The sequence below is a fragment of the Confluentibacter sediminis genome, from assembly GCF_003258355.1.
Classification (GTDB): Bacteria; Bacteroidota; Bacteroidia; order Flavobacteriales; family Flavobacteriaceae; genus Confluentibacter; species Confluentibacter sediminis.
This window is the reverse complement of sequence record NZ_QKPO01000013.1, coordinates 154,558-180,656: the sequence shown is the minus strand read 5'-3', so window position 1 is coordinate 180,656 and position 26,099 is coordinate 154,558. Positions and strand designations below refer to the sequence as shown.

Genomic DNA, 26,099 nt, shown 5'->3' with positions numbered 1-26,099 from the left:
ATTTTCTGTTTGTTTTGATGTTTCCATACTCGTGGTTTTGTGTATAGCTATTTTAGGACAAGACAACTTGTTATACAGTTGATATGGACATATCATGTACATATCTGGAACAAACCCATGCGAAACAAGGCAAAAAAGAACCTGGTATGTATCACATAACCGCCAATCACCAGACGGCATAGAAAAAAAACCTATGGAGATAGAAAAAAGAGTAGGAGAAGAGCTCATTAAGAGCCATAGCCCCAACCAAGCGTTACAAAAGGATATAACGCCTCACATTCAGTTTAAAAAACAGGCGGAGAAGAGATAAGCCCCTGGCTATTCGATAGTAGAATTGGTGACGACAATGGGCGTATCCGCATGCATGGAAATACTAGGGTACACGGGGTACCACGAACCCCCTGTATTATTTTTGATGACAGAGCTATCAATAGTAATATTACCCGTATGGTTATTACTCACAAAAAAGATAGACGCCCCATAAGCGTTCACCTCGTTATGCGCTAGTGTCGTGCCGTTTAAACTTAAAGTCATCCGGTTGCCATCATTATAAATGGCACCACCACTACCACCGCCAGGCGTACCCGATTGCGACGGATTGCCCCCATGCCCAATAGCCCTATTATAAGAAAACAGACTGTTCGTGAGTGTCCAGGACACCCCAATACTGCTAATGCCACCCCCATTAGAACCGACATTACCATACCCCTCGGCACCGCCAAAGGTGCAGTTGGTGATATAAACCGGTAAATTGTTATACTGACTAAACACCCGAATGGCACCACCGCCCACATCAGGCCCTGTAGAAGCGCACACATTATTAAAAAATCTGGAATTAACAGCCTTAAACCGACCCCCACGTACCCAAATAGCACCCCCGCCATCATAGGCCGTTTCTGTAACAGAATTCCCATCAGCAAAGGTGATGTTCTGTACCGTTAACCTGGGGCTGTCTTGATTTTGACAATGATCGGTAGTCCATACCTGATTGGGGTCGCAGGTGTTCATGTATAAAATCCGAGTCCTGCCGTTCCCGCTTAAAGTAACAAGGCCACCACCATCAATAACCACGTCGGGCTTGGCATTATTAAACACCTTAGCAGGCCGATCCATAGTAATGGTTACAGGTGCCGTGCCACAATTAAAAACGATTTTACCACCTTTAGCAACCGCTTCCACAACCGCATCACAAGTGCAACTTTCAGGCGTACCATTACCAACCACCGTATCAGGATTCGCGACACTTTCCAAGGCACCTTCAACAGGAATGGCGGCGTTTCCGTCTGGATTGCCAGCAGGAGGCCCATCTTCTGGATGCGCTAACGGATGATGCACCAAAACAGCGTCGTTTGTTATTGTCTCTTCAGAACAGTTTAAACATAAAAAACATATAAACACACGCAAATAGAGTCTGTAGGTTGGGGAGGTTAAGTAGGTCATAGGTTAAGGTTTGGGTTATATACGAGTTCTATAGGCTGTTAAGATGATGTAAATAAAATATTTAATAGGTTTAAGTACGTTCCAACTGTTTTTTTATCTTTTCAATGGCAGTTTCAATAGACTTTTCCGGTTCAATAATATTATAAGCACCCCAAAATTCAGGGTCAGCAAAACCAGAAGTCTGATCAGATAAGATGGTAGAAGGCAACAATAAAGGCTTGTTGTTTTTACTTAACTTCATATCATTAATTTTCCAGTCCGTAATGGCCATTTCACTATTCAAGGTATAAGTGCTGTTAAAAAGTTTACCTTCCCAATTGACCTTAAAGGTTAATAGAATATTACTATAAGCATAATACCATTTGCCGTTTTGGGTTCTATAGTTCACCCGATAAGAAGCTTCCGTAGGATACACATCCGCATGTCTCGGTTTTTTACGAACATACATCTCGCTAGCCAAAGTTTTGTTTTTAACATTCAAATGAAATAAGGCACTTTTAAGAGCCAGGGTTTCGGCATCAATATACAACGTTCCATAATAAAGCGGCGTTTCCATATTAGGAAGCTGTTTAAAGTTCACCACATACACCGGATTGTTGTCTATTTGGGTAGAAGCATCAAAACTAAAGGTATAGTATTCAATATTCTCTTTGTCAAAAATAAAATCCGGGTATTTTATCAAATCAATATACAAATTGCTAAACGGCCCACCCTGTAGTTTTAAGGCCAACGTATCCAATCTGGAATAATCAGTTTTCTTTCTCGATTTGATAAGCTCAATATCATCAAACCTGTAATTTTTATAAGGCTGCTTGTGGATTTTAACCACCGCTTCAGACAACGATGCGTTACGGCGTCGCTTCTTAATGGTTTCCCTGTAAAAGGCCGTCATTAAAGTATTATCGTTGCTGTATAAACTGCTTTTTTTGCTTAAAGTTTCCAACACCAGAGCTTTGGCATCTTTAGGTTTAGAAGCAATTTTCACTTCATCCAATTGAATAATCGTGGGCTCTAAATAAATACGGTCATTATTGGAATACTCCGAAATGTTGACCACCTTGGTATGATAGCCTAAATGGGAAAACGTCAACGTACCTTCCAAAAGCTCCTTGGGGATTTTTAGAATAAACTCCCCGTCCGTATTGGTAACCACACTCATATTGGAATTCGTAATCACGATATCAGCAAACACCAAAGGTTTCTTGCTGTCTTGGTCAATAATGCTGCCTTTAATTTCTTTAAAAGAAGCGGTGTCTTGTGCGCTAACCACAAGCGAACAGCTCATAAAAAGCAACCAGGTCAATTTAAAAAATACACCTCGTTTCATAACTTAAAGTTTTAGTTTAGTAGACTACTAAAAGTATGAAATATTAATGTAACTACCTAATAATTAGATGTTTTTAATACAGAGGCACGCTCGTTTAAATGAATATAGCATCTAAAATGGTTTATAATAGTCGCCTTTTTTTAGAATAAATAAGCACGATTCTGGTTTTTTTAGTATAAGTTAGATTTATAAGTTTAACGATGCATCATATGCTGTGTGCTCATGTCACCTTGTACGCAAGGTCATGACCTGACGCTTTGTTTGTGTCATGTCAACAAAGGAGACATCACATAACATCAGCAAAAAGAGTGATTCCTCATACGTCGGAATAACAAAACAGAATCTGTGCTACCTTAACTTAATGACGTAGATCTGGAGCATGGGTTGACATAAAAATATAGCTTTATGAAAAGCAACTTGAACGCAGTCAAACCATCCTAATGAATAAAGGTTCCGACGGCGCTCAACCTGACAGTTCAATTAATACTTTGAAAATGAATATGTCATCCGTTTTTGATTAATCCAGCTCAGATTTAAACCATAATTATAAGGTTTTTAAAAAAGCAACAAGGGCTTTTTGCTCCCCGGCACTAAGCTTTAATTCATCAAAAGGCAAGGTTTGGTGTTCCAAATCGAAACCCAGTCCGCCACCGCCTCCTTTGTTGTAAAAATCCACCACCTCCTCCAAGCTGTTATAAATGCCGTTATGCATATAAGGAGCCGTCATCGACACCTGTCTAAGCGTAGGTGTTTTAAACATGCCCTTATGTAAAGCCTCCTCATATTTCCAATAAAAACCCAAATCATCATCCAAAGCCAGGTTCCTGTTGCTGTCAGGAACCCCAATCACCTCTTTCTCAGTCTCATTAAAAAAAGGTGGCACCGTACCATTGGTAAGAGGGATAAAATGACAGGTAGCACATAAGCCTTTCCCCATAAAAATAGTATACCCCAGGGTTTCGTCCTCCGTAAAGGTATGGACCTCGCCCCGCATGTTTTTATCGAATTTCGAGTCAAAATCATGTAAAGTGGAAATATAAGAAGAGATGGCCTTAATAACATCCTTATTGGTTTTAGACACCCCGCCATAAGCCTCTTTAAATAGTTGGATATAAGTAGAATCTTTTAAAATAGCATCCGAAAACTCATGAACATTCGTGTTAAACTCGTTGTCGTTGGTAAAAACCATGGAGATTTGATCCAATAAAGAATTAGAACGACCATCTAAAAAAAAGCTTTGCTGAAACACCGTGTTTATCAGCGTGGGCGTGTTGCGTTGTAACAAGTGGCCTTTATTATCGCTGTTTAAAGCCATACCATCCGCATACCCCTTACTGGGAATATGACAAGTAGCGCAGGCCATGGAGCCATTCGCCGACAGGTTAGCATCAAAAAACAATTTCTCGCCCAGAGCTATCTGTTTTTCAGTAGGGTTTTTATTGGTTGCAGGCGTAAAAAAGCCCACATTAAAAGTGTTCTTTTCAAAAAAAGTCGGCGCATCATAATTAAAAGGTTCCGTTGTGCTAGGCTCCCACAGGTTGCTCACTTTCCTAATGGCCACCCACTGCCGGGTAATAGGGTTCATATAATCCCTGGTGAAGGTGAACCTGTCGAAGGTCTCAAAATCAGGATGCCGCTCAATAAATAAAATGGCATTAGAAAGGCTGTTTTGAAAATCCGTATCCAAAGATTTATCTGTATTCAGGATAAGAGGCTGAAGCGTATGCACGTACACGGTTTGTAAACTCTCTAAAGACAATTTACTTTCTTGGAGACCTAAATGGCTAACAGGCGTATCGAAACCGGAAATCCCTAAACTAACAATTCTGAATAACTGTTGATGCGTAGCTATAAAAAAACGTTGTGCATTCAAGTCTCTTTTTAAAAGACCCTTCTTAAGAACCGTAAGCATGCCTTTGGTAACAAACATCTCGTTGTCAAAATCCGCTTGGCTGGTTTCCCCCTCATAAATACTTTCTTCAATTTTTTGAAACCCCACAGGCTTAAGTATGGTCCCACTATCGTCTTTATACACAGGCAGGGCAGGCCCATTGGCACGATGACCCACCTCAGGGTTTAAATAAGACGCATAAGGCTCGGCCATTTTAAAAGCCTCCCGGGCTTTGATGAAAAATAATTTAGATTGCGCCCCATCAAACCCTTCCGCTTTCAAACTATCCAGATAAGCAATAGAGCGGGTGAGGTGTTCTAAATAAAAATTCTGTGCAAAACTCCAATCAGGAGCAGGGATTAAAACAACCTCCTTTTTTTTACAAGATGTAGAAAGTAATAATAAAAAGCCTAAAATAGTAGCCGATAGTTTCATAAGTTAGTTTTAATAAACAAATGAATCTCCAGAGGTACTGGAGATTCATTTTTAGTGTAATAAATAATAAGTATTATCTGGGAAGCCCTTTTATAATCACAATTTGTGAAGCTTGATCGTCTTCTCTGGAACTGTTGGTATGCCCATCTAAATTTTTAAAGTTCGGGCTGGTCCAATAGTGAGGCTGTAAAGCTAAAATGAAGGTATCAGGAACCCCTACTTTATCTGAAACATCAATTAAAGAACCAAACTCGCCTTCAATACCAGTGCTCTTAGTAGGCGATAAATCTTGTCTAACCACCAATTCTAAAACCTTGGTGGGGTTATTACCATTGATGTCCGTTTGGTAAATTTGAGCCGGATGTCCTTTACTAAAAGAGTTCGGGTCTTCCTGGATATAAACAAAGTTTTCGGTAACACATAAGTTGTCCGGGCTTTGTAAAGCAGCTAAGTTCCCATCCATATTGTTGGTAGTCGTGTTGCCACTTACAATTTGTTTTAACTTTCCAACCAAGGGGTTCGTCGGATCCAATACCAATTTGTAAACCGTTCCCCAATCATTACTAGAGCCAGTGTTAGGGCCTAAACCAGTCACGGCAAAAAATACATTTTTAGCGTTGGCAGCACTTCCTTTTTGGTAATCCACATCCTCCACTCTAATAAATTGAGACGCGAACACATCCATACAAGCCGTTTCCATTTCCGATTGCGTTAAAGCAGCACCATCTTCAATCTCCACAAATTCAACATCATATGTGTTTCCGAAGTCTAAACTGCCCTCATCATAAATAGTATTAGGAGCCACAGCCTGCACGCCACCCGCACCATCAGAGATTTGTTTGAATCTTAACACATAAATCTTTCCGCCAGTAAAATCCGCATCCCCAGCCGTAGAATAATACATGGCTACCTGCCCTTTAGAACCACTCGAGTCATCGTCGCCACCAATAATAACCGTTTTCCCAGGATAGGTGTCTTTAGGAAGCGGCACCGCATTTTCCCAAGCAAACTCTCCTAAAGCATCCAAACCAAAATCCGCCGTAGGCGTTGGGGTCGTTACCCAAGGATCAATTCCCTTCACATCGTAAGCAATACTTTCAGAAGCCGATAAAAAGATGTCTTTATCACCACCATGAATGGCCTTTTCCCACATGGTACCAGAACACTGTCTAGCAAAATCCGCCACCCCGGAATTTAATAAATAATCTCCAGAAGTAGGCATCAGGTTTTCATCTAAATGGATTCTTGCAACAGCATAACTATCTTCACAATTTACCACATACATATACCCCGTGCCGTCTTTTAAAAACCCAGCACCATCGGCAGAACCCGCAATTTGAAAGGTACCATCAATCACATCAGGAGTCGATATTAAAGAGTAAACTTCCACAAAATTAAATTGGGGAGACATCGCTACTAAAGGTTTCGTAGCAGACTTATTGGAAAACATAGTGGCAACAGGCACAAAATCGTCGCCATCTTCACCATCCTTTCCATCTTTTCCATCCTTTCCGTTAACGCCGTTAACGCCATCGTCGCCTTCACAGCTAATAAGCGCCGTACCAGCCGAGGTCAATACAAAAAGTACTAAAAATAATTTGAGTAATTTGTTCATAAAATAAGTTGTTTTTCGGTTGTTTTATATGCTTCCAAAGATATTCTGGCACCGCCGACGCGTCGTTAACTTAATAAGGTCGTTTGATTAAATTAGAGTTAGTTGTATGTTAAACATGTAAAGAAATAGTAAAGCAACACGGGCATTTTTAAAGTCAGATGAACTAAATTTTAAAAGAGTTTCCCGTTATTTTAAGCGCACATACCACGACATAAAACGGAGGAAAAGTGAAACTCTTAACGATTTTTTTAGAATTTAAAAATGCAATACCCTTATATTTACACACGCATTGTGGATTTGAGATATCAAACATCAAAGCCTGTCCATTCGAGTGATTTTCAATAGAAAATCGTACCGAGATGCCTGTTTTAATGACTAAAATAGACGTCTCGATAGCTGTTTTACGCCTTAAACATTGTAAAAAACACCCGAATTGACAAGTTGTTTTCGGAATGCACAACGGGTTTATACATTAAATTTTACATATTCTATGCCAACTGATTTTGTTAATTTTAGGAGCACCGCCTATTTTTCATCCCTGATTTGTGATTACTTAGATGAAAAACCAGACTTACATCAGTTCTACAATAGATTCCCCCACTTAGATAATTTTAAGGAACAACTGGAAGAAAAAGCACAGTCCACCTTTGTTTCAACCACCCAACGCAGGGTGTTGGCATCCGTTTTAAAAAAACAATATGCCCATATAGACGCTTCAGAACTAACGACAGCACATATAGAAAGCTTAAAATCTGAAAAAACATTTACGGTCACCACGGGGCATCAATTAAACTTATTCACAGGGCCACTATACTTTTTGTACAAAATAGTATCCACCATCAATCTGGCCAAAGAATTAAAAGCGGCCTATCCCGACCATGATTTTGTGCCTGTGTATTGGATGGCTACAGAAGACCATGATTTTGAAGAAATCAATTATTTCAATTTTAAAGGCAAAAAAATACATTGGGAAAAAGATTCACAAGGGGCCGTTGGAGAGTTGTCAACCGAAGGCTTAGAAGCGGTTTTTAAGTTGTTTTCTTTGGAATTAGGACAGACCAAGCAAGCAGAGTTTTTAAAAACACTGTTCAAAAAAGCCTATTTAGAGCATGACAACTTAGCCGATGCGACGCGCTATTTGGCAAATGAATTGTTTAAGGACTATGGCTTGGTTATTATAGATGCAGCCGATGCCGAATTAAAAACAATGTTTATCCCCTTTATAGAAAATGAGCTTTTAAACGAAACCTCCTTTAAAGCCGTTTCTAAAACCAATGAGCAGCTTTCAAAAAATTACGGCATACAAGTAAACCCTCGGGAGATAAATATATTCTATTTAAAAGAAAACTTACGCGAACGCATCGTGTGTGAAAATGGCATCTACAGTGTGGTGGACACCAATATAACATGGACAAAAACCGCCATCTTGGAAGAAGTCAATAAACACCCCGAACGGTTTTCGCCCAACGTCATCATGCGGCCCTTATACCAGGAAGTCATATTGCCAAATCTCTGTTACATTGGCGGTGGCGGCGAGTTGGCCTATTGGCTGCAATTAAAAGACTTTTTTAATACCGTACAGGTACCATTCCCCATCTTGCTTTTAAGAAATTCAGTGTTGATTAAAACCGAAAAGCAATCCGATAAATTAGAAGCCATGGGCATTACAAATCAAGATCTTTTCTTAAAACGCGATGCCCTCATCAATAAAAAAGTACGGGAAATTTCAAATATAGACATTGACTTTACGCCTCAAAAAAAGCATTTACAAGAACAGTTTGAAGCCTTATATAAATTAGCAGAGCAAACCGATAAATCCTTTCTAGGAGCTGTAAAAGCCCAGGAAGTAAAACAGTTAAAAGGACTCGGTCATCTTGAAAAACGCTTGCTCAAAGCCCAGAAAAACAAGTTGGCAGAACAAGTATCCCGAATGACCGACCTTCAAAACGACTTATTCCCAAATCAAGGGCTCCAAGAACGAAACACCAATGTCTCTGAATTTTATTTAGAATACGGTGAGGCCCTGATTCCTCATCTCATCAAAAACCTACACCCCCTAAAAAGTGAATTTGTTATTATAACCTTATAAATCCATGCACAAAATAGATATAGAATTAGTTGAAATGACTATGGATGTCATGAAATATGCCATTGATAGAATTTCAGCAACCAATCGTAAAATTGGTAAACCCAGAAAGTTTGAAGAATTAAAAGCCCTGGTAGGCGACACCATTACAGAAAAAGGGATAGGAGGAGAAGTCGCCTTTAATTTATGGAAGAAACATTTAATGCATGCCAATGTCCCGGTAGACCATCCCCGTAATTTGGCTTTTGTACCGGCCTCACCAACACGGGCCGCTATCATGTTCGATTTGGTAACCTCGGCATCAAGCATTCACGGTGCCTATTGGATGGAAGGCGCCGGCGGTATATTTTGTGAAAATGAAGCCATGGCATGGATGGTGTCCTTAACCGGATTGCCCGAAGGTGCTTTTGGGGTATTTACCAGTGGAGGCACAGCCGCTAATTTATCGGCCATTGTCACAGCTAGAGAGCATTGGAGAGATTTACATGAGCAAAACAAAAGTGAAAAAGGCATCATCATCACCTCCATTGGAGCACATTCATCCGTAAAAGCCATGGCAAAAGTGGTAGATGTAGATGTGTTATTGGTGGAAACAGAAGACAAATTGGAAGCCCAAGCCCTTCAGCAAACCATAGATAGCCTGCCCGAAAATCAACGGAAACGCTTGTTTGCCGTTGTAGGCACAGGCGGAACCACCAATGCCGGTATCATTGATGACCTGTCAGGCATTGCGGCTATTTGCGAAAAAGAACAGCTTTGGTTTCATATCGATGCAGCCTATGGCGGTGGAGCCTTGGTAGCCGATTCCGTGAGGCATTTATTCCATGGCATTGAAAAAGCCGATAGCATCACCATCGACCCCCATAAATGGCTGTTTTCCCCCTACGATTGTGGAGCCGTAATTTATAAACAACCAGAATTGGCCAAGAAAGCCCATTCCCAAGATGGGTCCTATCTCGATATTTTTAAAGATGAAGGCGCACAAGGGTTTAATCCCACCGATTATCAAATACAATTAACACGACGGGTAAGAGGCTTACCGTTATGGTTTTCCTTAGCCATGCATGGCACCGATAGATATAAGGAAGCGGTGGAACGAGGCTTGGAATTGGCACAAATAGCAGGGAAACTCATTGAAGACAGACCCTATGTAGAATTGGTAAGAGAACCCAGTTTATCCTGCGTGCTATACAGAAGAATCGGGTGGACTCCAGAAGATTATACGCATTGGACCTATGAAAATCATAGAAAAGGATTTGCATTGGTCACTCCAACCAAATGGCGAATAGGCAATACCTTTGAAACCGTTTCGCGCTTTTGCTTTATAAATCCAGATACCACAGAACATGACATCGCCATGATATTAGATTCCATGGTTTAAAAATCAGAACCCATTTAAACCGGTTTGAGGGAAGCGAAAAGGAGTCCTGTTGTGCGCTGTTCAAGGCTTTTTTAAGGGGCATGGCAGCGCTATAGAAAGAATAAAAGACAACACAGGCGTGCCAAAGCATCCCTCTTTAGCCCAAGGTGAAAAACTTAAACGAAAGCTTAATATAAAAAAATCCAAAATCGTAAATTGAAATTATAAAATCATTGTTATTTTTGCGCATGCAACATAACAAGGTACTTATTTTAGATTTCGGGTCTCAATACACACAACTGATTGCCCGACGAGTTAGAGAACTCAATATTTATTGCGAAATTCACCCTTATAACAAGATGCCACAAAACGTTTCAGAATACCAGGCGGTGGTACTTTCTGGGAGTCCGTTTTCGGTAAGAGGCGACGATGCACCACATCCGGATTTATCTCAAATTAGAGGTAAAAAGCCTATGCTGGCCGTTTGCTATGGGGCACAGTATTTAGCACATTTTTCAGGAGGTGAAGTGGCCCCTTCAAATACCAGGGAATACGGTCGCGCTAACCTGTCCTTTATTAAAAACGACGAACCCTTTTTTGATAACATCCATAAAGGCAGTCAAGTTTGGATGAGCCATAGCGATACCATCAAACATTTACCAACCCAAGGGGTATTGATAGCCAGTACCCACGATGTGGAGAATGCAGCCTATAGAATTGAAGGCGAAGAAACCTATGCCATTCAATTCCATCCGGAAGTCTATCATAGCACAGATGGAAAACAATTGTTGGAAAACTTTTTAGTACATATAGCAGGTGTCAAACAAGATTGGACGCCACAATCCTTTGTTGAAGAAACCGTAGAAGCCCTTCAAGACAAAGTAGGTAACGATAAAGTAGTTTTAGGATTATCGGGAGGAGTAGACTCTACAGTAGCTGCCGTATTGCTAAACAAAGCCATCGGTAAAAACCTATACTGTATTTTTGTAAATAACGGCTTGCTTCGTAAAAACGAATTTGAAAATGTCTTGAACCAATACAAAGGCATGGGATTGAATGTAAAAGGTGTCGATGCCTCCAAACGGTTTTTAGAGGCGCTGGCAGGTATTGAAGATCCAGAGAAAAAACGTAAAGCCATCGGTAATGCCTTTATTGAGGTATTTGATGATGAAGCCCATAAACTTACAGAAGTGAAATGGTTGGCACAAGGGACTATTTATCCTGATGTCATTGAGAGTGTGTCCGCCACAGGCGGCCCTTCGGCAACCATAAAAAGTCACCACAATGTAGGAGGCTTACCAGATTTTATGAAACTTAAAATCGTAGAACCCTTACGAGCCTTGTTTAAAGATGAGGTGAGACGCGTAGGCGCGACATTAGGAATAGATTCGGAGCTTTTAGGACGTCATCCGTTCCCCGGACCTGGCTTGGGAATCCGTATTTTAGGCGATATTACCGCCGAAAAAGTACGTATTCTACAAGAAGTAGATGCTATTTTTATTGATGGATTAAAAGCCTGGGGACTCTACGATAAAGTGTGGCAAGCCGGCGCGATGCTATTGCCAGTAAATAGTGTAGGAGTGATGGGAGATGAACGTACCTATGAAAAATGCGTAGCCCTTAGAGCTGTAGAAAGTACCGATGGGATGACCGCCGATTGGGTAAATTTACCTTATGAATTTCTTCAAAAAACTTCCAACGATATCATCAATAAAGTAAAGGGCGTGAATAGAGTAGTTTACGACATCAGTTCCAAACCGCCCGCTACGATTGAGTGGGAATAAATCCATTGTGGATAAATAATCGGCGAGGTTTTGGTTTTTTAAACTAACTTTATAATTAGTAAGATGGTCTTTTTGCTAATACAAAGCGTATATATGCCAGATAGGATTTTTTGGCATACTATATGTAAAGGGATATATTGATAAACACTTTAGAAACATCTTAAAGCATTAAAAATAATTACATGATTAAATTTTTTTCGGTATTAGGTTTTATCTTATTTTTTAGTCTCCATACAGCAGCGTTTGCACAAAATTATAGCACGCACCGAGTTAAAGAAGGAGAAACCGTAGAGAGCATTGCCAAACGGTATTATGTGACCCCTTTTGATATTTATAGTTTAAATCCAGAAGTAAAAAAAGGATTAAAAGCGAATACGGTTTTAATCATTCCCGTTTCAAAAGCCGTAAAACCTACGGTAACCACGACCAAAGAGCTGCAAGGATTTAAAACCCACAGAACATCACGTAAAGAAACGTTGTATAGTATCGCCAAGGAATATCATGTAACCGAAGACGAGATAAAAAAGTATAATGATTTCTTATATGCCAATGTCCTTCAAAAAGGAGATAAGCTTCAAATCCCCGTATTTAAAGAAACCCAAGTGGTGGCTTCTAAAGAACGTACTAAAACCTATATCGTACAGCCTAAAGAAGGGAAATGGCGTATTGCCTATAAGTTTGGTATCTCTGTTGGAGAATTGGAGGCGCTTAATCCCAATATGGGAGAGACCCTTCAAGAAGGGCAACAAATATATGTGCCTAACATAGAGAATGAAAAAGAAAAAGAAGTTGATGAAAAATACAGTTATTACGAAGTCTTGCCTAAGGAAGGCTTTTACCGTTTAAAACTAAAATTAGGATTAGAACAAGAACAATTGGAAGCTTTAAACCCAGGCTTAAAAGAAAGTGGTTTAAAGGTGGGCATGTTTTTGAAGATCCCCTTTTCAAAATCGGTTGGCATGAGCGTCGGTACGGAGGTTGCCAGTTCAGATTTGTCAAGGAAAATTTCAGATTATAATTCGAAACACATCGCCGTTATGTTGCCGTTTCGATTGAATCGCGTGGACTTTGATTCCATCTCTGGCACCATGAACAGTATCAACAACGATCGTTATTTAGAAGCCTCATTAGATTTTCACTCAGGGATTTTAATGGCGGTAGACTCCTTAAAAAAGCTGGGCATATCGCTTAAAGTCGATGTGTATGACACCAAATATGAAGTGAGCGAAGTATCTAGAATCATTCAATCCCATGATTTTGAGCATTTAGATGCCGTTATTGGTCCCTTAACCCCCAATTGTTATGAAAAAGCAGCTTCAGAATTAAGAGGATTTAATGTGCCTATAGTGTCTCCAATTGGTACGAATTTGCAATTAAAAGATAATGAATTTCAATCCTTGGCATCGGATGATATATTAAAAGCGAAGCTCATTAATTATGTGAAAACAGATACTGATATCGCGAATATCATCATTATATCTGATAACAATTCAGAAAACATGGCGGTGTCCAATGAACTTAAAAGAGAATTCTTTTCCGCGAAGCAATTGTTTTCAAGAAAGAGTAAAGAGGGTAAAGACAATTATTATATAACGCTGGAAGATATACGAGGACAGTTAAAGCAGGGAAAAAACGTAGTGTTTTTAGAAACAAAGAACGCCGGCTTTATATCGAATGTCACGAGTTTGTTGAATTCGTTAATCCAAAGTGGTAATGCACTGGAAAACAAAGAAGGGATAAAAATAGTCCTCACGACCACTAACAAAAACCCATCTTTTGATGGGGATGAGGTGAACAATAATCAGCTATCGGCACTTCATTTTACATTTGCCTCTAATTCAAGAATGTATAACGAAAGCGATGATAACGCCTTTGTAAAAGCTTATACAAAACTGTATAATATCTCGCCTAACAAAAGAGCGGTTAGAGGATTTGATTTAACGATGGACGTGGTATTGCGATTGGTGACATCCAAAGATCTTTATCTGTCTGCAAATGAATCCGCTTTAACAGAATACGTTGAAAATAAGTTTGCTTACAAAAAGAAACTTTTTGGAGGCTATTATAATGATTCAGCCTATTTATTAAAGTACGAAGATTTGAACATTGTTGAGGTTAAAGACTAGCTGTTGATACCCGATAAAAATGTTTTAATAGAATTGGCGCATACCAAAATGCCCTTCGGCAAATACAAAGACCGTTATTTAATCGACTTGCCCGAATATTATGTGGTTTGGTACCACAGTAAAGGCTTTCCAAAAGGGAAATTGGGCGATATGCTTCAGCAAATCTATGAAATCAAACTAAATGGTTTGGAAGAGTTGATTCGGACTATTAAAAAGCAGTACCCTAAATAGTTTTTAAAAGGGTTTTATGAATGGCATTCTAAATATCAGCTGAGTTTGGATTCCGCCTTCTTTAAGATCTCCTTAACCCTTAGTTTTAAACGTTCAGGCTCTATGATTTGGGCGTAATCACAAAACATAAGATACCATCTGGAAAAGCCCTCTTCTATATTGGAAGTCATAAAAGTCATTTCCAGATAAGCCCCTTTGGTGGTTTCGGAAACAAAACCATAGTGGTTTTTACTGCTATGGATATAACGAGCAATACTTTTATCTACTAAGATTTTCACTTTTGTTTTTGTAACAGGCTCTTTTTTTTGACGATGCTCATCTATGGTGCCGTGTTCCAGGGTAAAGGGGAGTTGGGTTCTGCTAATCCGCAACATTCTATCGGTTCTAAATTGCCTGTAGGCATGTCTAATATGGCAATAGCCCAATAAGTACCAAAAGCCATTTTCATGAAACAGACCAACGGGTTCTAAGTGCCTTTCGGAAGGCGTGTCGTTATTTAAAGCCTGGTATTTTAAAAACACCTGTTTCTTTTCTGCAATGCTTTCAAAAAGAATCTCTAAAGCATGGGGTACGTTTTTATTGAACAGCTCTTGCGTAGGGTCCACCATGATTTGGGATTCCAATGCAGACACCCAATCTTTTTCACGTCCCCGCAACACCGACTTCACTTTATACATAGCAGACTCGTGATAGCTCCCCAACGATTTGTCTAAAAACTTCTGCATAAACTTCTCTGCGGCAACAAAACTTCCTGCCTCTTCCCGTGTAAACATCACGGGAGGCAATCTATAACCTTCCATAATGGAATATCCCACACCAGCTTCACTAATGATGGGAACACCAGAAGCTTCCAGAGTTCTTACATCTCTATAAATAGTACGTAGGCTCACTTCAAATCGGTCTGCCAATTCTTGGGCTTTCACAATACGCTTAGATTGTAATTGCACAAGAATGGCCACAATACGATCAAAACGTTTTACAGTATCTAAACTCATAATGGCACAACATATCTCCCAAAGATAGGATTTCAAATAAAAGAATAAATTAAAAATAGGTTTCATTTTGTTACGAATAACAATAATATCACTTTACAAAATAAGCTGGTGTTTGTGACAACCCTGTGTCAGTAATAAATTAATTTTTTGCTACTGACACAGGGTTGTCATACGCCCATTTTAATTTTGATTCAGAATAAAAAATCATTTAAAAATCAACAATTATGGAAACCAGTTTAAAAAAAGACACAGAATCACCCCAAGTTATTACGCCAACAGGTCTTATAAACCATTGGCAAGGGCATAGAAAGTTAACCCGCAGAGTCATTGAAGCATTTCCTGAGGAGGCTTTTTTCAACTATACCATTGGAGGGATGCGTCCCTTTTCAGATATGGTCATGGAACTTCTGGGGATAGCAGGACCCGGGATTAAAGAAATTGCAACGGGCGTATCATCACCACTTAATGAACAGGTGGAGCATGGGAATAAAAAAGCAAAAATACTGGAGCTATGGGATGAAGCAACTGATGAAATCAATACGTATTGGATTCAAATCAAACCTGAACAGTTCCAAAAAAGCATTAAAATATTTGGACAATATGAAGGTACGGTTTGCTCTTCGATATTATACTTCATAGACAATGAAATTCATCACAGAGGACAAGGCTATGTGTATTTACGTGCATTAGGTGTTGAGCCACCAGCATTTTATGAAAGATAAGTAATTAAAAGCCATTTAAAATGAAAACGGTTTTAGTATTCAAAACGTCGATTTCTAAAAAAGATCATATTAGAATGGTACAGCCCCTTTTAAATAATTTGATAGCAGAAAAAGGGGATTGGAATTTTGATTTGGAAGATTGTGATAACATTCTAAGAGTTGAAGCCGACACCATTCAAAGCGATGCCATTTCTAGTGTTTTAATGAATCAGGGTTTTCTATGTGAAGAATTGCTCTAAGTTATTGGATAGTAAAAACAACATTTTCAACATAATCCCTTGGATTAAAATCAAAATAAAAACCACAACGAGACGTTGTGGTTTTTATACGATTGTGTTTTAAGATATCTTATTCAGTTTCAAAAGGCGAGGCAGGTAAGCCTTCTTTATTGTACAGATTGGGATTATCGGGATTATCGGCCCAAGCATAACGCACATATTTGGGTTCGGTAATCTCATCACTCCAAACCACCACATGGTCACCGTCTATTGTGGCGTTCGCCCAAACAAATGTCTTGTCTTCTCCGGCTATGGCAAATTCACTTAATGCTTCCCCATCACTGGTAATCAATCCGCTTCCAACATGGGAAAATGAGATGGTTATTTTATTCCCTTCTGTTTTATAATCTTTATATAAGGGGCCTGAAGAAACAAGATCTTGTCCGTAAGCAAGCTTTAGTGCTGCAAGAGCCATGCGTTCTCCCACATCTTTTTTATTATCTGGATGGATGTCGTTCCATTCGCCTAAATCAATATTCACCGTCATAGCCGTATGAGGTATAGAAAGCGCTTTTAATTGCGATTGCCTAAGTTCTGCCCAACTGCTTTCAGAAGGAACATAAGAGATGTCCATAAAATTAGGAAGTTGTGCATAGATAACGGGAATCTCTGGACGATTGAAGACGGTTCTCCAACCTTCAATTAAAGCATGCATATAACTTTCGTAAACTTTAGATTGCCCCGTATTGCTTTCCCCTTGATACCATAAAATGCCTTTCATGGGAAATTGTTTATAGGGAGCTATCATGGCATTGTAAAGAGATGTGGGCTCATTTTGAGGATTGATTCTTCTAGGTCTGGGTTCCCCATTGTTGTTTCTTCTGGCAAAAGAAGAGAAATCCATGGGAGGAAATACCTCGCCCACTTTATACTGCCAGTATCCTTTTAGGTCAACCGTATCTTTGTCTGTAAAAATATAATAAGGCTTATCTGGAACAAAACCGCCTTTTCCATTCGTGTTAGTGACCCTAACAACAAAGATGTTCTTGCCAGCTTTTAATAAGTTAGCAGGCACTTGATATCTCCTTTGTGGATATTGATAGGTTTTTTCTCCAACTTTTATACCATTGACATACAGTTCGTCGGCATCAACAATTCTACCTAGAAAGACCCTGGCCTCTTTGTTTTCCATAGATTCGGGCAGTTCTATCTCTCTTCGGTACCAAACAACCCCGTTCAAATCTTTAGCGCCTTGGTCTTCCCAATAGCCAGGGATATTAATGCGTCTCCATTTTTTTGGAGTAAAGTTGACATCATACCAAGGCAGTTTCCCTGTTAGGCCTTTATCAGAAGGTTTGGAAGGGGGGCGGTTAAAGGAACCTCCAGCTCGCATTTGGCTGTTTACAAAAGCGGTGTCTCTATCTTCTTCAATAATCTTTAAGATATCAGGGAAATTCTTAAAACCTTCTTTAGGGGTCCAAGCTTCTATAGGAGTACCCCCAACGCTCGCATTAATTAAACCAATGGGAATATGGTATTTTTGATAAATCTTTTTGGCAAAAAAATAGGCGACTGCAGAAAAAGGCCTGATTTCTTCGCCCACGGCTTTTAACCATTCACCTCCATCTAAATCTTCTTGAGGGCCTGAAATACTCGTGGTTGTCGGGATTTTAAAATGTCGTATCTTAGGGTTGTTGGCATTTTTAATCTCATCAGCATATAACACATCATGGATGTCCAGTTCATGAACCATGTTAGATTGTCCTGTACACAACCAAACATCACCGATTAAAATATCTTTCACTTCAACGGTGTTATTACCAGAAATACTCATGGTAAAAGGGCCACCAGCTTTCATTTTAGGCAATGTTATGGTCCAGTTACCTTCGGCAGAAGTAGTCGCTTTATATGTTTTTCCTTTGAAAGTCACCCTTATTTTTTCACCGGGAGCAGCCCATCCCCACACAGGAATGTTCGTATCGCGTTGCAGTACCACGCCGTCGCTGATAAGTTTTGGAAGTTTTACATCGGCAAAACAAGTTGAAATTGAAGTTAATAAGAGTAATGTTACTACTAGGAGACGATTCATTTTAATATAATTGTTTCATATTTTTAAGAATGCAATTTATTAAATTGAATTTTGTCAAGTTGTTTTAATGGTTTAAAAAAAAATTAAAATACTGTATAATCGACTATTTTTTAATCTGAATAGCTTCAGGATTTACAACATGTGGAATTGTTTTATGTGTATAAAATGCGATGATGTTTGTTGCAGCCAATCGAGCCATCTCATTTCTAGCCCCTATAGTAGCAGAGCCTATATGTGGTAAAACTGATACGTTTTCCATATGTAACAGAGGATTATTTGAATCCATGGGTTCTGGGTTTGTAACATCCAATCCTGCTCCCCAAATCGTATTGGTTTTTAAGGCCTCCATTAAATCCGTTTCATTATGAACCATGCCCCGGGAGGTATTAATAAATATAGATGTAGGTTTCATTTTATTGAAAGCGTCTTTATTAAATAGACCTTTCGTTTTATCATTTAATGAACAGTGAACGGAAATAACGTCACTCTCGGATAGCAACTGGTCAAAATCAACATAGCTGGCGTTCAATTCCTTTTCAGCCATTTCATTTGGTTTGGAATTATGGTATATGATAGACATATTATAAGCCCCTTTACATCGCTTTGCCATTTCCATGCCTATTCGGCCTAACCCATAAATCCCTAATGTTTTATTTTTAAGTTCCATGCCCAAATTTGCCTTCGGTTTAAAATAGCTCCATGCGCCATCAATGATTTGTTTGTGCATATAAAACATTTTTCTGGATGTAGCAATCATTAAACCAAAAGCCACATCGGCAGTAGCCTCACTCATAGCGTTGGGGGCATAACCAATGGGGATGCCTAACTTGGTAGCTTCAGCAATATCAATATTATCATATCCAGCTGCAAATTGAGAAATAATGTCTAGGTGGGAACAGGCGTTTAAAAAACGCTTATCAATGAGGTCAGATCCAGCACAAAATAACGCATTGTGGGACTTGGCACTTTCAATGAGTTCGTTTGGAGTCATGGGTCTATCTTCATTCCAACAGGTCACGTTAAACCCTGCGTTTTTTAATAGTTCTGCTCCAATTTCAGGGAAAAGCTTGGAAATGAATATCTTTTTATTCTGCATGCTATGAAATTTATTAAATGTTAAATTAAAAATTATTCTTGGATTTTAATTGTTTTTAGTGGTGTTTTGTAAATTATAATGATACCTTTTAGCTTAGATTACAGCTAACTAAATCGATTTCGTTATTTGAAATTTGAAATGCAAATTATTTCTTAAAATAAGACTTTAATTTTTTTTTAAAAGGAAATAATTTGTATGTTCGAAAACATAAATGGATAAATTAAGAATTTTAAAACGTTTCTTGTTTTTAATTTATTCATTTATTTTTTGTAATGCTAGAGAGTCTTTTAAGGATTCCTTGCTTTTATTTAACCAACTAAACCAATTTTAAAGAATGCCATCAACTAAAGACTTTTACAAGTATTTTTACATTTCAGCCCTTATTTTTTTAATCGCCTACATCTACATGGTAGTTCAATCTCACGATGCTGCTGCTGGTTGGCCACTATTACTGTTTTTTATTAGTCTTGCTTTTGCTTTTAAAGGCAGTAAAGTACTAAGTGGACTCGCTTTTACAATGGTTATTTTTGGAACCGTAGGATTGTCTCTATATCACCCAGAATATTTTCTTCAGTGGGGCGACTTTAAATTAAGTAACCTAATAACACCACTCATCCAAATCATTATGTTTGGTATGGGGACGTCTATGAGTATTAAAGATTTTGCTGGAGTGATTAAAACGCCTAAAGGTGTGATTATAGGGGTGTTAGCGCAGTTTATGATTATGCCGCTTATTGGATTTACTTTGGCTACAGTATCAGGAAATTTTTCAGAAAACTTAACTCCTGAAATTGCTGCAGGTATTATTTTAATAGGTTGTTCTCCAAGTGGATTAGCCTCCAATGTTATGTGTTATTTAGGAAAGGCTAATTTGGCACTGTCTCTAACAGTAACGTCTATAACCACATTATTGGCACCATTTATAACACCGCTTTTAATGAAGTTTTTAGCTGGTTCTTTAGTAGAAATAGATGTGTTCAAAATGATGTGGGATATTTTTAAGATGATTATTATTCCGATTGGTGCAGGATTGATTTTCAATAAAATATTAAGTGGGAAATCACAATGGCTGGATAAAGCGATGCCAGTATTGTCTATGTTTGGTATTGCATTGATTCTTACTATTATAACAGCGGCTGGTAGAGATAGCTTATTAACAATAGGCCCTATTTTAATAGTCGTGGTATTAATTCATAATATGTGTGGCTATACTCTAGGATATTGGTCTGGCCGACTTTTTAAATTGCCCGAAAGCGATTGCCGAACCATAGCCATTGAAGTGGGTATGCAAAATGCTGGACTAGCTTCTGGTATCGCGAAGGAAATGGGTAAGATAGCAACCTTAGGTTTGGCACCAGCAGTATTTGGACCGTTAATGAATATTACGGGATCTGTACTTGCCAGTTGGTGGCATGGTCGTCAGCCAGAGGGGGAACAACCAGAGGAGGTTGAATTTAAAAGACATTAAAACTAAAACTAAACTAAAATAATTCAAAACTAAATTTTATTAAGCATGTCAAAACTAAAACTAATATTACTAGTAATTATTGTTGCTACCATAGGGCAACAAGTTAGGGCTCAAGAAGTACAAATAAGTAGAGAAGAATTAATAGCCTTAACGCCATCATGGAAAGGAGAACGATTTCCTGATGGTAGGCCAAAAGTTCCAGACAATATTCTAAAAAGAATGAAAAAAGTGAGTGTGGAAGAGGCTTGGGCAACCATGAGAAATGCTGGATATGCTCACCAAATAGCAGAAGATTGGAAAGTTATAAATCCAGATAGTGTATTAGTTGGTCGTGCATTTACTACCATTTTTATGCCAGGTCGTGTTGATGTTTGGAAAGCTATTGATTCTGTTGGAAAAAAGAAAGGGTGGAGGGCTCAAAACTCTTGGCCAATAGATATGTTATCTAAAGGAGATGTATATGTTGTCAATCAATTTGGAGCCAAAGTTGATGGACCTACTATTGGAGATAATGTTGGTAATGCCATTTATGCCAAAAGTGGTAATGGTGTTGTGTATGATGGAGCGCTTAGAGATGTTGAAGGATTACAGGAAATAGGAGGCTTTACGTCTTATTATACAAGTTATGATCCTTCATATCACAATCCGGGAAGAAATCCAAATACCATGATTATGGGTATTAACAAACCAACCCTAATCCGTCAAGTAACCGTCATGCCTGGTGATGTTGTTTTAGGTAAAATGGGAGTTGTTGTATTTATTCCGCCTCATTTAGCAGAGCAAATTGTTAAAACATCTGAAGTTGTTAGACTTAGAGATATGTTCGGACACGAGCGTTTGAGATCAGGAGTTTATACGGCGGGTCAAATAGATGGACGTTGGGCTGATGATATTGAAAAGGATTTCTCTAAATGGTTAAATGACCATATAGACGAACTTCCTGTGCCTAAAGAACAGATTCAAGAATTATTAAAAGAAAGAACCTGGTAAAAGTTTTGCTTGAATTTAAACGAAACCAAAATAACTAAGTCTAAATAAAAACAACTAAATTAAAAATTAATTAAAATGGCAAATTCAAACTCACGTAGAGCCTTTATTACCAAAACTGCTATGGCCGCTTCGTTGGCACCTTTAGCAACTTTTGGAACAACTTACACAAACAAGATCGACGATCAACCTAAACTGTCTGCACCATCTTCTATAAAGATTACTGATGTCCAATGCGGCATTATCGGAGGAAGTCTTTTCGTTAAAATACATAGTGACCAAGGGATATATGGTTGTGGAGAAGGCGTTGATGCCATAAGAGGAGCTGAAAGCCTTGCTTTAGGATTTGGACGTAGGTTGAGAGGACAAAGTCCATTTAATGTTCATAAAATTTTTGAAGATATTAGAAGAGGAGGGCATTTTGGCGGTGGACAATCAGGGATGTACGTAGCTGTACTTTCTGCCATAGAAACGGCACTATGGGATTTATCAGGTAAAGCATTAGATTTGCCCGTTTATCAATTGCTTGGAGGTAAATTCAGGGATAAGGTAAGGGTTTATTGTGATACAGCACTTTACCGTGTTCGGTTCCCAAAACCGGAAGATTTTGCTAAGGCTGGTCAAGAGGCTATCAAAAACTGGGGATTCAATGCGTTGAAATTCGATTTAGATTATGCTGGAGATCCAGATAAATATGACCGTTATAATTGGACGGCTAGTCCTGGGGAAATATCAAGGATGTACGACCAGCTTGCGGCAGTGCGTCAGGCCGTTGGTCCTAAAATAGATCTTTGTGTTGATATGCATGGGCGTTATGATCACGTAACGGCACAAGCTATTGCTAAAAAAGTGGAACCTCTTAACCTAACATGGTTAGAAGAACCGATTCCAGCAGAGAATTTTGATGCCTTTAAAACACTTACAGAAGAAACTAATACACCAATAGCTGCAGGTGAAAACGTGTATCTTGGATATGGTTTCAAACAGTTATTGGATAATGGTGTAGATGTGGTAATGCCTGATTTACAAAAATGTGGTGGCTTAGGAGAAGGTCAACGTATTGCTAACTTAGCTAATTTATACTACGTACCATTTTCTCCTCATATGGTGGCATCATTCTTAGGAGCTATGGCTTGTGCACATGTGTGTGCTTCTGTACCTAACTTCCATTTAATGGAATGGCAATCGTATTTCCATACTGATGAGATGTACAAAAAAATTGTGATATTTGATGAAGGTGACTGGGTAAAAGACAGTTTTGTAACAGTTTCTAACAAACCAGGTATTGGTGTCGACCTTAACATTGAAGCAATGAGAGAATATAAAAGAGGTAATGCACCTTTTTTTGAAGAAAATAATTAACGTTCAACTGTAATTATTATTCAAGAAAAAAACCTCTCAAATTACTTGAGAGGTTTTTTATTTTTAGAAGATTTAGTAATAAAAACTAAATTACTTTAAAGGTGTTATTTTAATGTTTTTGAATTGAACCTTACCATTGGTTTGGTTATTTCCCAATGCTTGTAAAGCAATAAAGCCATTTGATAATTTATCATCAGTAGCATCCGCAGTTAGCGTACCATTGGTCCAAGCTTGAAAGTGATTGCCATCCACTTTAATCTTTAGGCTATTCCATTTATTAACAGTTTCAACAGGTGTTAATTGAGCTCCTATGGGTACTATAGATCCCGTTCTATTAGCTGGTGTTGCATTATTGTCAGAAATATTTACTTCATAACATTTTTCTGTATTGAAAACTTTCTCACCACAATGTATATATACACCAGAATTTATAGCATCATCAGGATAAAATTCCATCTCCAATATATAATTATCATATTTTTCATTGGTAACGACAAAACTGTTGCCTCTGGTAATACTTCCTGATAGTACACCATCTGAAAACTCCCAAGTAGCATTGCCGTTTTTTTCCCAATTACTAGCGTTTTCTTGAAATAATTTTTGTGAGCTTTTGCATGAACTATTTAAGCATAGAACGGCTAGGGTTAAAAGATGTAATCTTGTTTTTTTAATAAAATTAGTAATGTTCATTGTCGTTTATTTAAAATTTTTAGTTGTAATCTAATATAAGTATTTTTTATACATAAGAAATGGGATTGTATTGTTTTTGGAAATTTTAACTTTTATTACCATCCTTTGCTTAGGATTTAAAAATATTGATAATGTTTTTTTAAGAATTTATATTTTTTTAAGAAATGTATTTATCATAAATAACTATTTTTATCATCTTAACAAAACCAACTAAATTTATGAGCCACAGATTAATAAAAAAAACATTTCAGAGCCTTTTATTTCTCATTGCGATTTTGGCAATGGTACAATGTAAACAATCAAATGTACCAGAATGGCAAGAAAGAAATACTCAACTTATAAGTGAACACAGTTTAACAGTTAGGGAACTTTCCGAATTACCAAATAACGGAATCGATTCCAATCTTGAAGCGGGGAAGGTTAAAAATCTTAATAACGTTGACAGTCTAGAACTTTATCCAGGAGTAAAAGCCAAGATTTTCTGGGGTACTGGTACCATGGTTAGTGTCATAGAAATGGCACCGAATTCAAAAATCCCAGAAGACGTTTTGTCGTCAGATCATTTTGTGTTTGTACAAGAAGGTTCTATAAACCAATTAATAGAAGGAAAATCGAACACACTGGTTAATGTGAAAAGAGAAGATGCCGATGGGGCTCACAGTGGTACACCCAAAACTGAATTTGTTTATTTACAAAAAGGCACTAAAAGTGGTGTAATAGCGGGTGCTTCTGGAGCTAAACTTCTTGAAGTTTCTAGTCCGTTGCGATTGGATTATCTTCAAAAATTGGGAATTGATAATTTGCCAAATGAGATTATGGATGTTAAGAATACCCAAACTCCAAATATAGAGCCCAATAAAGTTTATGATTTATATGATTTTCAGTTAACCAAATTGGCAGATGGTGCACACTCAAGGTTAATTTCAGGAAGAAATACACAATTAAGTTTCATTTCAATGGATCCAGGTTCTACATTTCCCCATCACATCCATCCTGAAGAGCAAATGATGTTTGTAATGCGAGGGGAGTGTGATGAAATCATCTTAGATGGCAAAGCACACATGAGCGAAAATGATGTGGTTCGCTTGCCTGGAAATATGGTTCATGGTGCATATATTAGTGAGCTTGGTTGCGATGCCTTGGACATTTTCTGGCCTGCCAGAGCAGATTATTCAGAAAAAGAAAGAGCAGCTTTAGCTGCTTATCATGACATCATTCCAGAAGGTGCGAAACCGGAATTATTTATAGATGGAACAAAAACAGAACCATCGTTAACGTTTAGTGAAGGACCTAAATGGATGAATGGAAAAGTGTATTTTTCTAATATGTATTTTGACAAAAGTTGGAATGCCGACCCAAGTAAAAGTTCTATAGTGGAGTTAGACCCAAGTGGTGATTATAAAAATATTACTCAAGGTAAGATGCAAGCAAATGGGTTGTATCCTTATAAAAATGGAAACTTAATTGTTTGCGATATGATTGGTCATCGTGTTGTTGAAATGACAACTGAGGGGAAAGTACTAAGGGTTTTGGCTGATAAATATGATGGAAAATCCATTGATGGTCCAAATGATGTGATAACAGATGCAAAAGGCGGTTTCTATTTTACCGATCCCCAATTTACTATGGAACCTGAAAAATCCCAACCTGGTAGAGCTGTTTATTATGTGTCATCAGAAGGCAAAATAACTAGAATTACCGAACCAAACGAGTTCGCTATGCCTAATGGAATACTGCTTTCGCCTGATGGAAAAACACTTTATATTAACAATTGTTATGACGATGAATCTTGGTATCCTGTTAGCAGTGAAAAAGACAATTTTATTTGGGCCTATGATGTCAATGAGGATGGTACTATCAGCAATGGTCGTAAATTTGCACAATTGTTTTTAACTGGAAATGTACTGGATAGAAAAGGAAAATCTTCTAGTGCCGATGGTATGGCTATTGATAAGGAAGGAAACATATATGTTTGTACATATTACGGTGTCCAAATATTCAATAATAAAGGCGTATATGTAGGGATGATTAATTTACCGTCTTTTCCTGTAAGCCTTTGCTTTGGTGATGATGATATGAAAACACTATACATTGTAAGTTATACTAAGGTGTTTAAAATCAAGACGAATAAGGAAGGATATATCAATTATCTATAAGGAACTAAACTATAAACTAAA

General features: G+C 38.2%; 19 protein-coding genes. 11 read left to right on the top strand and 8 right to left on the bottom strand.

The window, feature by feature from the left end; translation table 11 throughout:
- Positions 1 to 318: 318 nt before the first annotated feature.
- The 4 genes from DKT72_RS12860 to DKT72_RS12845 form a co-directional block, all read right to left on the bottom strand.
- On the bottom strand, positions 319 to 1,440 hold the full coding sequence (locus tag DKT72_RS12860; RefSeq protein ID WP_111309148.1) for a hypothetical protein: 1,122 nt from the start codon (positions 1,438 to 1,440) through the stop codon (positions 319 to 321).
- Between the two features lie 70 nt (positions 1,441 to 1,510).
- Entirely contained in the window at positions 1,511 to 2,767 is a 1,257-nt protein-coding gene (locus DKT72_RS12855) for a carboxypeptidase-like regulatory domain-containing protein (RefSeq protein ID WP_111309147.1), read from the bottom strand.
- Positions 2,768 to 3,311: 544 nt separating this feature from the next.
- A complete protein-coding gene (locus DKT72_RS12850; protein WP_111309146.1) occupies positions 3,312 to 5,093 on the bottom strand; it encodes a cytochrome-c peroxidase in 1,782 nt (593 codons plus the stop codon).
- A 73-nt stretch (positions 5,094 to 5,166) separates the two neighbouring features.
- Positions 5,167 to 6,708: a hypothetical protein gene (locus tag DKT72_RS12845; RefSeq protein ID WP_111309145.1), complete on the bottom strand. Its 1,542-nt coding sequence runs from the start codon at positions 6,706 to 6,708 to the stop codon at positions 5,167 to 5,169.
- 490 nt (positions 6,709 to 7,198) lie between these two features.
- Between DKT72_RS12845 and bshC the strand changes: the two genes are divergently transcribed.
- The 5 genes from bshC (at position 7,199) to DKT72_RS12820 (ending at position 14,295) form a co-directional block, all read left to right on the top strand.
- Positions 7,199 to 8,797: a bacillithiol biosynthesis cysteine-adding enzyme BshC gene (bshC, locus tag DKT72_RS12840; RefSeq protein WP_111309144.1), complete on the top strand. Its 1,599-nt coding sequence runs from the start codon at positions 7,199 to 7,201 to the stop codon at positions 8,795 to 8,797.
- A gap of 4 nt (positions 8,798 to 8,801) precedes the next feature.
- Positions 8,802 to 10,175, top strand: coding sequence for a pyridoxal phosphate-dependent decarboxylase family protein (locus DKT72_RS12835; protein ID WP_111309143.1), 1,374 nt, complete (start codon positions 8,802 to 8,804; stop codon positions 10,173 to 10,175).
- 227 nt (positions 10,176 to 10,402) lie between these two features.
- Positions 10,403 to 11,938: a glutamine-hydrolyzing GMP synthase gene (gene guaA / locus DKT72_RS12830; protein ID WP_111309142.1), complete on the top strand. Its 1,536-nt coding sequence runs from the start codon at positions 10,403 to 10,405 to the stop codon at positions 11,936 to 11,938.
- A 182-nt stretch (positions 11,939 to 12,120) separates the two neighbouring features.
- Positions 12,121 to 14,064, top strand: a complete 1,944-nt coding sequence (locus DKT72_RS12825; protein WP_111309141.1) for a PBP1 and LysM peptidoglycan-binding domain-containing protein — start codon at positions 12,121 to 12,123, stop codon at positions 14,062 to 14,064.
- On the top strand, positions 14,065 to 14,295 hold the full coding sequence (locus tag DKT72_RS12820) for a DUF3820 family protein (RefSeq protein WP_370445575.1): 231 nt from the start codon (positions 14,065 to 14,067) through the stop codon (positions 14,293 to 14,295). It abuts the gene before it with no gap.
- Positions 14,296 to 14,330: 35 nt separating this feature from the next.
- Here DKT72_RS12820 and DKT72_RS12815 read toward each other — a convergent pair whose 3' ends face one another.
- Positions 14,331 to 15,290, bottom strand: coding sequence for a helix-turn-helix transcriptional regulator (locus DKT72_RS12815; protein ID WP_111309159.1), 960 nt, complete (start codon positions 15,288 to 15,290; stop codon positions 14,331 to 14,333).
- Positions 15,291 to 15,514: 224 nt separating this feature from the next.
- On the opposite strand from DKT72_RS12815, the gene DKT72_RS12810 reads away from it, so the two are divergent.
- Together DKT72_RS12810 and DKT72_RS12805 are read left to right on the top strand one after the other, a co-directional pair.
- Positions 15,515 to 16,012, top strand: coding sequence for a DinB family protein (locus tag DKT72_RS12810; protein WP_111309139.1), 498 nt, complete (start codon positions 15,515 to 15,517; stop codon positions 16,010 to 16,012).
- Between the two features lie 20 nt (positions 16,013 to 16,032).
- On the top strand, positions 16,033 to 16,251 hold the full coding sequence (locus DKT72_RS12805; protein ID WP_111309138.1) for a hypothetical protein: 219 nt from the start codon (positions 16,033 to 16,035) through the stop codon (positions 16,249 to 16,251).
- A gap of 109 nt (positions 16,252 to 16,360) precedes the next feature.
- On the opposite strand, the gene DKT72_RS12800 is transcribed toward DKT72_RS12805, so the two are convergent.
- Positions 16,361 to 18,319 (bottom strand): sialate O-acetylesterase, encoded by a 1,959-nt coding sequence (locus DKT72_RS12800; RefSeq protein WP_111309137.1) that lies wholly within the window; start codon positions 18,317 to 18,319, stop codon positions 16,361 to 16,363.
- 103 nt (positions 18,320 to 18,422) lie between these two features.
- Complete coding sequence (locus DKT72_RS12795) at positions 18,423 to 19,415, bottom strand: 2-hydroxyacid dehydrogenase (protein WP_111309136.1); 993 nt, start codon at positions 19,413 to 19,415, stop codon at positions 18,423 to 18,425.
- Positions 19,416 to 19,749: 334 nt separating this feature from the next.
- Between DKT72_RS12795 and DKT72_RS12790 the strand changes: the two genes are divergently transcribed.
- The 3 genes from DKT72_RS12790 (at position 19,750) to DKT72_RS12780 (ending at position 23,232) form a co-directional block, all read left to right on the top strand.
- Entirely contained in the window at positions 19,750 to 20,883 is a 1,134-nt protein-coding gene (locus DKT72_RS12790) for a bile acid:sodium symporter family protein (protein ID WP_111309135.1), read from the top strand.
- A gap of 45 nt (positions 20,884 to 20,928) precedes the next feature.
- Positions 20,929 to 21,873: an RraA family protein gene (locus DKT72_RS12785; RefSeq protein WP_111309134.1), complete on the top strand. Its 945-nt coding sequence runs from the start codon at positions 20,929 to 20,931 to the stop codon at positions 21,871 to 21,873.
- Between the two features lie 75 nt (positions 21,874 to 21,948).
- The gene (locus DKT72_RS12780) at positions 21,949 to 23,232 is read left to right on the top strand and encodes a mandelate racemase/muconate lactonizing enzyme family protein (protein ID WP_111309133.1); all 1,284 of its coding nucleotides are present in this window, start codon (positions 21,949 to 21,951) and stop codon (positions 23,230 to 23,232) included.
- 90 nt (positions 23,233 to 23,322) lie between these two features.
- Here the strand turns inward: DKT72_RS12780 and DKT72_RS12775 are convergent, their stop codons facing one another.
- Complete coding sequence (locus DKT72_RS12775; protein WP_111309132.1) at positions 23,323 to 23,922, bottom strand: 3-keto-disaccharide hydrolase; 600 nt, start codon at positions 23,920 to 23,922, stop codon at positions 23,323 to 23,325.
- 218 nt (positions 23,923 to 24,140) lie between these two features.
- Between DKT72_RS12775 and DKT72_RS12770 the strand changes: the two genes are divergently transcribed.
- Positions 24,141 to 26,078 carry an SMP-30/gluconolactonase/LRE family protein gene (locus DKT72_RS12770; RefSeq protein WP_111309131.1) on the top strand — a complete coding sequence of 646 codons (1,938 nt, stop codon included), beginning with the start codon at positions 24,141 to 24,143 and terminating at the stop codon, positions 26,076 to 26,078.
- Positions 26,079 to 26,099: the final 21 nt, after the last annotated feature.

Coding starts and splice junctions, on each gene's coding strand:
- guaA (WP_111309142.1), top strand. CDS start 10,403: ATGCAACATAACAAGGTACTTATTTTAGATTTCGGGTCTCAATACACA.
- DKT72_RS12825 (WP_111309141.1), top strand. CDS start 12,121: ATGATTAAATTTTTTTCGGTATTAGGTTTTATCTTATTTTTTAGTCTC.
- DKT72_RS12770 (WP_111309131.1), top strand. CDS start 24,141: ATGAGCCACAGATTAATAAAAAAAACATTTCAGAGCCTTTTATTTCTC.
- DKT72_RS12805 (WP_111309138.1), top strand. CDS start 16,033: ATGAAAACGGTTTTAGTATTCAAAACGTCGATTTCTAAAAAAGATCAT.
- DKT72_RS12800 (WP_111309137.1), bottom strand. CDS start 18,319: ATGAATCGTCTCCTAGTAGTAACATTACTCTTATTAACTTCAATTTCA.
- bshC (WP_111309144.1), top strand. CDS start 7,199: ATGCCAACTGATTTTGTTAATTTTAGGAGCACCGCCTATTTTTCATCC.
- DKT72_RS12850 (WP_111309146.1), bottom strand. CDS start 5,093: ATGAAACTATCGGCTACTATTTTAGGCTTTTTATTATTACTTTCTACA.
- DKT72_RS12775 (WP_111309132.1), bottom strand. CDS start 23,922: ATGAACATTACTAATTTTATTAAAAAAACAAGATTACATCTTTTAACC.
- DKT72_RS12815 (WP_111309159.1), bottom strand. CDS start 15,290: ATGAGTTTAGATACTGTAAAACGTTTTGATCGTATTGTGGCCATTCTT.
- DKT72_RS12780 (WP_111309133.1), top strand. CDS start 21,949: ATGGCAAATTCAAACTCACGTAGAGCCTTTATTACCAAAACTGCTATG.
- DKT72_RS12860 (WP_111309148.1), bottom strand. CDS start 1,440: ATGACCTACTTAACCTCCCCAACCTACAGACTCTATTTGCGTGTGTTT.
- DKT72_RS12785 (WP_111309134.1), top strand. CDS start 20,929: ATGTCAAAACTAAAACTAATATTACTAGTAATTATTGTTGCTACCATA.
- DKT72_RS12845 (WP_111309145.1), bottom strand. CDS start 6,708: ATGAACAAATTACTCAAATTATTTTTAGTACTTTTTGTATTGACCTCG.
- DKT72_RS12810 (WP_111309139.1), top strand. CDS start 15,515: ATGGAAACCAGTTTAAAAAAAGACACAGAATCACCCCAAGTTATTACG.
- DKT72_RS12795 (WP_111309136.1), bottom strand. CDS start 19,415: ATGCAGAATAAAAAGATATTCATTTCCAAGCTTTTCCCTGAAATTGGA.
- DKT72_RS12835 (WP_111309143.1), top strand. CDS start 8,802: ATGCACAAAATAGATATAGAATTAGTTGAAATGACTATGGATGTCATG.
- DKT72_RS12855 (WP_111309147.1), bottom strand. CDS start 2,767: ATGAAACGAGGTGTATTTTTTAAATTGACCTGGTTGCTTTTTATGAGC.
- DKT72_RS12790 (WP_111309135.1), top strand. CDS start 19,750: ATGCCATCAACTAAAGACTTTTACAAGTATTTTTACATTTCAGCCCTT.